The following is a 6923-nucleotide window of genomic DNA, read 5'->3' as shown; positions in this document are numbered from 1 at the left end:
CGCTGAGCACGCCGTAGAGCACCGGGCCGAGGGTCATCGCGACGACGACGAGGGCGATGGCGTAGACGAGCGGGTTGCCGCCGGACAGGGACGTCGCGCGCCGCCGCCGAGACCTCGGGGCTGCGGACCGGGGGGTGAGGGTGTCGGTGCTCATCGCGCGGCCTTCTTCCGGGGAGCGGGGTCCTGGTGGTCACGGCGCAGGACGAAGCGCTGGTACAGCAGGGCCATGACGAGGGCGACGACGAACAGGACGACCGATGCGGCCGAGGCGATCCCGTAGTTCGACCGCTTGGTCCCCTCGGTGATGAGGAAGGTCGCCATGGTGGTGGTGGCGTTGGCCGGACCGCCGCCCGTGAGGATCCAGACCATGTCGAACAGCTGGAGCGAGCCGATCATGGACAGGAACGTCCAGGTCCGCAGGGTGGGCCCGAGCAGCGGGATGGTGATCCGGGTCTGCACCTGCCACCACGTGGCACCGTCGATCGCGGCGGCCTCGTAGAGCTCCTCCGGCACGCCCTGGAGCCCGGCGAGGAACAGGATGACCGCGAGTCCGAGGTACTTCCAGGTGAGCACCACCACGACGGTGGCGAGGGCGTACTCGGGTGTGCCGAGCCAGCCCTGCTCCGGCCCGCTCAGCCCGACCGAGGCGAGCAGGGTGTCGATGACCCCGTAGCGGGGCTGCAGGAGCTGGAACCACACGACACCCGCGATGACCTCGGCGAGGACGTACGGCACGAAGATGATGGTGCGGAGCACGCCCTGGCCCCACATCTTGCGGTTGAGCAGCAGGGCGATGCCGAGCCCCAGGGGGAGCTGGATGGCGACCGATGCCACCACGATGATGAGGTTGTGACGCAGCGCGTCGGTGAAGACCTCGTTCCCCAGCACCGCGACGTAGTTCTGCAGGCCGACGAAGTCGATCAGGGGGCCGTAGCCCTTCCACCGGTAGGCCGAGAACTGGACGGCCTTCACGATGGGCCACACGACGAAGAACATGAAGACGATCAGGGCGGGCGCCACGAAGAAGGCGATCTCCAGGCGCATGCGGAGGGAGGAGCCCGTTCCGCGGCGTCCGCCGGCGGCCCCGGCCACCGGTCGCGCCGAAGCGCGACCGGCAGCCGGGACCAGCGTGGAGGACGTCGCAGGCGAGGCGGTGGTGCCCACGGGGGCGGTCGCGTCGTCTGCCACGTCGCTCACCCCTCCGCGTCAGCCGCCGCCTGGGTGGCGTCGACGATGTCCTGCGGGGTGGCCTGGCCGGCGAACATCAGGGCGATCGCGTCGTTCATCGCCCCGCCGACGGAGGCGCCGAACGCCGTGTCGAAGTAGAGCTGGACGTACGGCGCGGCGTCGCGGACCTCGAGGAGCGCGGCGAGTGCCGGGTCCGAGACGTACTGCGACGCGCTCGGGTTGGTCGGCAGGCCCATGTCGAGCTCGGCGAAGCCCTTCTGGACCTCGTCGGACAGCAGGTACTCGGCGAAGTCGACCGCGGCGTCGGGCGCACCCTCGGACACGGCCCACGCGTCGCCGCCGCCCAGCGCGGCGGTCTGCTCGCCCTCGCCGCCGTCGACGGCCGGGAACGCGAACCAGCCGGTGTTCTCACCCAGGCCGGTGCCGTCCTCGGTGAGTCCCTGCATCACGCCGGGCTCCCAGTGACCCATGAGCTGGATGGCGACCTTGCCGGTCGCCAGGAGCCCGGACGCGCTGGTGGGGCCGGTCTGGGCCGGGGTGGCGAGGAACCCTGCGTTGAAGGGCTCGGCAGCGATGAGCTCCTCGAGGGACTCGCCGGCGCGCACGAAGCACTCGTCGGAGAAGTCGAGCGAGGTCACGGCCTCGCTGAGGACGTCCTGCGAGCACTGACGCAGCGCGAAGTAGTACCAGTAGTGCGCGGCGGGCCACTTGTCACCGGCGCCGACCGAGATCGGCTCGATCCCGGCGGCCTTGAGCTGGTCGAGCACGTCGTAGTACTCGTCCCACGTGGTCGGCGTCTCGGTGATCCCGGCCTGCTCGAAGAGCGCCTTGTTGTACCAGAACCCGACGACGCCGACGGAGAACGGCAGGCTGTAGGTCTTGCCATCCACCTGCCAGCCGGCGACGGAGCCGCCGATGGCCTCGATGGTGTCGGCCGCGGCCTCGGAGATGTCCATGGTGATGCCGGCCGCCACGTGGTCGGCGAGCTCGCCGCCCCCGCGCTCCATGTAGATGTCCGGGGTGTCGCCGCTCTGGAACGCGGCCTCGAGCTTGGTGACCATGTCCTCGTGCTGCATGGCGTTGACCTCGACGGTCACGCCGGGGTTGGCGGCCTCGAAGTCGGCGGCGACGGTGTCGTAGTAGTCCTTGCCGTCACCGGTGTTCGAGTTGTGCCACCAGGTGACGGTCACGTCACCGCCCTCCGTGGCCTCGGGCTCTGCGTCTGCGGTCGAGCCGCAGGCGGCGAGCAGGGCGATGGACGCGCCCACCGCCATGGCCTTCAGGGGTGTCCTCTTCATCGGGGATCTCCTCGTCATCGTGGAAGGGGGGTGCTGCGGCTCGAGTGTTGCAGCGTCCTCGCAGGTTCGTCAATCGTTGTCGATAACGTTTTACTAACGACGGGATCGCGCGTGCGGCCCGGCGGTGTGACAGTGGCCCGATGAACCTGCTGCGCCCGGCCGTCGTCACGTCGTCCGTCGACCCGCGCCACTGGCGGGTGGTCCTCGGCCGGCTGCACGCGACCTTCGCGACCGGCACTTTCGAGCGGGGCGCCGCCCTCGTCGCGCGCGTCGCCGAGCTGGCGGACCGCCACGGCCACCACCCCGACGTCGACCTGCGGTACACGCTCGTGCACGTGGCGGTCGTCAGCCACGACGCCGGCGGGCTGACGGAGCGGGACGTCGCCCTGGCCGCCGGCATCAGCGAGATCGCCGATGCGCTGGGGGTCGACGCGGTCCGGACGGACGCGGGGCGCACCGACGCCGGCCGGGCGGTCGCAGGGCAGGCGCTGGAGATCGCCGTCGACGCGCTCGACATCGCGGCCGTGCAGCCGTTCTGGCGGGCGGTGCTGGGCTACGTCGACGAGCGGCCCGAGGCCCCGGACGCGTCGCCCGCGCTCGTCGACCCGGCCGGGATCGGGCCGGCGGTGTGGTTCCAGCAGATGGATGCCCCGCGGCCGCAGCGCAACCGGGTCCACCTGGACGTGTCGGTGCCGCACGACGTGGCAGTCGCGCGGGTCGAGGCCGCACTGGCTGCGGGCGGGCGGCTGGTCAGCGACCGCCGGGCACCCGCCTTCTGGGTGCTCGCCGACGCCGAGGGCAACGAGGCCTGCGTGTGCACGTGGCAGGGGCGCGAGGGCGCGTGACCTGCGCGGGGACCGCTCACCGGGCGGCCGTCGGCAGGCGTCCTAGACTCCGGGGATGACGAGCGAGCCTTCCTCAGCAGGCACCGGCACGGGCATCGACCTCAAGCCGCGCAGCAGGCAGGTGACCGACGGCCTCGAGGCCACGGCCGCGCGGGGCATGCTGCGCGCCGTCGGCATGGGCGACGAGGACTTCGCCAAGCCGCAGATCGGGGTGGCGAGCTCCTGGAACGAGATCACGCCGTGCAACCTCTCGCTCGACCGGCTGGCCAAGGCGGCCAAGAACGGGGTGCACGCCGCCGGCGGCTACCCCCTCGAGTTCGGCACCATCTCGGTGTCCGACGGCATCTCGATGGGCCACGAGGGGATGCACTTCTCGCTGGTCAGCCGCGACATCATCGCCGACAGCGTCGAGACCGTCATGCAGGCCGAGCGCCTCGACGGCTCGGTGCTCCTGGCGGGCTGCGACAAGTCACTGCCGGGCATGCTCATGGCCGCCGCGCGCCTGGACCTGGCCGCCGTGTTCCTCTACGCCGGCTCGATCGCGCCCGGGTGGGTCAAGCTCACCGACGGCACCGAGAAGGAGGTCACGATCATCGACGCCTTCGAGGCGGTCGGAGCCTGCGCGCGGGGCCTCATGAGCCGCGCGGACGTCGACCTCATCGAACGCGCCATCTGCCCCGGCGAGGGGGCCTGCGGCGGGATGTACACGGCCAACACCATGGCGTCCGTCGCCGAGGCGATGGGCATGTCCCTGCCCGGCTCCGCCGCGCCGCCGTCGGCCGACCGACGGCGCGACGCGTACGCCGTGCGCTCGGGGGAGGCCGTCGTCGCGCTGCTGCGCCGGGGGATCACCGCGCGCCAGATCATGACCAAGGAGGCGTTCGAGAACGCCATCGCCGTCGTCATGGCCTTCGGCGGCTCGACCAACGCCGTGCTCCACCTGCTGGCCATCGCCTACGAGGCCGAGGTGGACCTCACGCTGGCGGACTTCTCCCGCGTCGCGGCGAAGGTGCCCCACCTGGGCGACCTCAAGCCGTTCGGCCGGTACGTCATGAACGACGTCGACCGCATCGGCGGGGTCCCGGTGGTCATGAAGGCGCTGCTCGACGCCGGCCTGCTCCACGGCGACTGCCTCACGGTCACCGGCCGCACGGTCGCCGAGAACCTCGCTGAGATCGCCCCGCCGGACCCGGACGGCAAGATCCTGCGGGCGCTGGACAACCCCATCCATCGCACGGGCGGGATCACGATCCTGCACGGCTCGCTGGCGCCCGAGGGAGCCGTCGTCAAGAGCGCCGGCTTCGACTCGGACGTCTTCGAGGGCACGGCGCGCGTGTTCGAGCGCGAGCGGGCGGCGCTCGACGCGCTCGAGGACGGCACCATCGCGGCGGGGGACGTCGTCGTCATCCGCTACGAGGGCCCCAAGGGCGGCCCCGGGATGCGCGAGATGCTGGCGATCACCGGCGCGATCAAGGGCGCCGGCCTCGGCAAGGACGTGCTGCTGCTCACCGACGGCCGGTTCTCCGGCGGGACCACCGGGCTGTGCGTCGGGCACGTCGCCCCCGAGGCCGCCGACGGCGGCCCGATCGCGCACGTGCGGGACGGGGACCGGATCCGCCTCGACATGGCGGGCGAGCTGCTGGAGCTGCTCGTCGACCCGGCGGAGCTCGCCGAGCGGGCGGCCGGCTGGGCCCCGCTGCCCCCGCGGTACACGCGCGGCGTGCTGGGCAAGTACACGAAGCTGGTGCAGTCGGCGTCGACCGGTGCGGTGCTCGCCTGAGACCAAGGTCCCGGTTCGCGCCTGGGGGGCGTCTCGAATCGCGGACTCGTGATCCGTATGGTGAGATGGATTGGTCCGCGCGTGACAACGGCGCGCGGCAGGCGTACGCTCACCGACGTGCAGACGATCCACCTCGTAGTTCTCTAGGCGCTGGCCGGCACCCGGCCCGCGCCCACCCCTCGTTGTGCCCCACCGGGCCGAGGGGTTTTTTCATGTTCCGAACCGGCAGGCGGCGTCGCCAGCCGGGAGCAGGACCCGGGCACCCCGTGCCCGCCAGCATCGACACAGGGAGAGCAACGATGGTCCAGGGCCCTCACCCGGCGCCTCCCGCCGGAGCCAGCCGATCGACGACGCAGACGACGTCCCCCGACCCGGGCGCCGTCCCGTCGGTCGGTGTGACCCCGGCGGACCTGCGGGTCTCGGGGCGCGGCGAGACGATGACCGGTGCGCAGGCGATCGTCCGTTCCCTCGAGGCCGCCGGCGTCGACGCCGTGTTCGGCCTGCCGGGCGGGGCGATCCTGCCGACGTACGACGCCCTCATGGACTCCAGGGTCCTGCGGCACATCCTCGTGCGCCACGAGCAGGGTGCCGGGCACGCCGCGACGGGCTACGCCTACACCAGCGGCAAGGTCGGCGTGTGCATCGCGACGTCCGGGCCGGGCGCCACCAACCTCGTCACGCCGATCGCCGACGCGAACATGGACTCGGTGCCGCTCGTGGCGATCACGGGCCAGGTGGGTGCGCCGCTCATCGGGACGGACGCGTTCCAGGAGGCCGACATCGTCGGCATCACGCTGCCGGTGACCAAGCACAACTTCCTCGTCACCAACGCGGACGACATCCCGCGCGTCATCGCCCAGGCGTTCCACATCGCCCGGACCGGCCGCCCCGGCCCGGTGCTCGTGGACATCGCCAAGACCGCCCAGCAGGCGACGACGACGTTCCACTGGCCCGAGTCGATCGACCTGCCCGGCTACCACCCGGTGACCAAGCCGCACGCCAAGCAGGTCCGTGAGGCCGCCCGGCTGCTCGCGACCGCCCGCCGCCCCGTGCTGTACGTCGGCGGCGGCGCGATCCGCTCCGGGGCGTCAGCCGAGCTGCGCCAGCTGGTCGACGCGTCGGGCGCACCCGCCGTGACCACCCTCATGGCCCGCGGCGCACTGCCCGACTCCCACCCGCAGAACCTGGGCATGCCGGGCATGCACGGCACCGTCCCGGCGGTCGCCGCGCTGCAGAAGGCGGACCTCATCGTCGCCCTGGGCGCCCGGTTCGACGACCGCGTGACCGGCAAGCTGTCGTCCTTCGCACCGCACGCGACGATCGTGCACGCGGACATCGACCCGGCCGAGATCGGCAAGAACCGCCGCGTGGACGTGCCCATCGTCGGCGACCTGCGCGAGGTCATCGCCGAGCTGCTGCCGGAGCTCGCCCGCGAGCACGCGCAGCACGGCAAGCCGGACCTCGAGGGCTGGTGGCGCCAGATCGACGACTGGCGCGAGACGTTCCCGCTGGGGTTCACCGAGCCGGACGACGGCCACCTGTCGCCGCAGCACGTCATCTCCCGGATCGGCGCGATCTCCGGCCCCGAGTCGGTGTTCGTCGCCGGCGTGGGCCAGCACCAGATGTGGGCCTCGCAGTTCATCCGCTACGAGCGGCCCAACGCCTGGCTCAACTCGGGTGGCCTGGGGACCATGGGCTACGCGGTGCCCGCCGCCATGGGCGCCAAGGTGGGCGACCCGGCGCGCACCGTCTGGGCCATCGACGGCGACGGCTGCTTCCAGATGACCAACCAGGAGCTCGCCACCTGCGCGA

5 protein-coding genes are annotated in these 6923 nt (G+C 72.2%); 3 read left to right on the top strand and 2 right to left on the bottom strand.

What is annotated here, in order from left to right; translation table 11 throughout:
- Positions 1-150: 150 nt before the first annotated feature.
- Complete coding sequence (locus PKY62_RS11410; RefSeq protein WP_502875835.1) at positions 151-1188, bottom strand: carbohydrate ABC transporter permease; 1038 nt, start codon at positions 1186-1188, stop codon at positions 151-153.
- A gap of 5 nt (positions 1189-1193) precedes the next feature.
- On the bottom strand, positions 1194-2486 hold the full coding sequence (locus PKY62_RS11405) for an ABC transporter substrate-binding protein (protein WP_324537051.1): 1293 nt from the start codon (positions 2484-2486) through the stop codon (positions 1194-1196).
- 140 nt (positions 2487-2626) lie between these two features.
- Here PKY62_RS11405 and PKY62_RS11400 point away from each other — a divergent pair, with 140 nt between their 5' ends.
- The 3 genes from PKY62_RS11400 to PKY62_RS11390 all read left to right on the top strand — a co-directional run.
- Positions 2627-3331, top strand: coding sequence for a 4a-hydroxytetrahydrobiopterin dehydratase (locus PKY62_RS11400; protein WP_324537049.1), 705 nt, complete (start codon positions 2627-2629; stop codon positions 3329-3331).
- A 55-nt stretch (positions 3332-3386) separates the two neighbouring features.
- Positions 3387-5111 (top strand): dihydroxy-acid dehydratase, encoded by a 1725-nt coding sequence (ilvD, locus tag PKY62_RS11395; RefSeq protein ID WP_324537047.1) that lies wholly within the window; start codon positions 3387-3389, stop codon positions 5109-5111.
- Positions 5112-5548: 437 nt separating this feature from the next.
- Positions 5549-6923: acetolactate synthase large subunit (locus PKY62_RS11390; protein WP_324537055.1), on the top strand; the 1375-nt coding region annotated here is incomplete at its 3' end.

The organism is Actinotalea sp. (assembly GCF_035443605.1).
GTDB lineage: Bacteria > Actinomycetota > Actinomycetes > Actinomycetales > Cellulomonadaceae > Actinotalea.
Note: the sequence above shows the minus strand (reverse complement) of the source record. Positions and strands in the feature narration are given on the sequence as shown.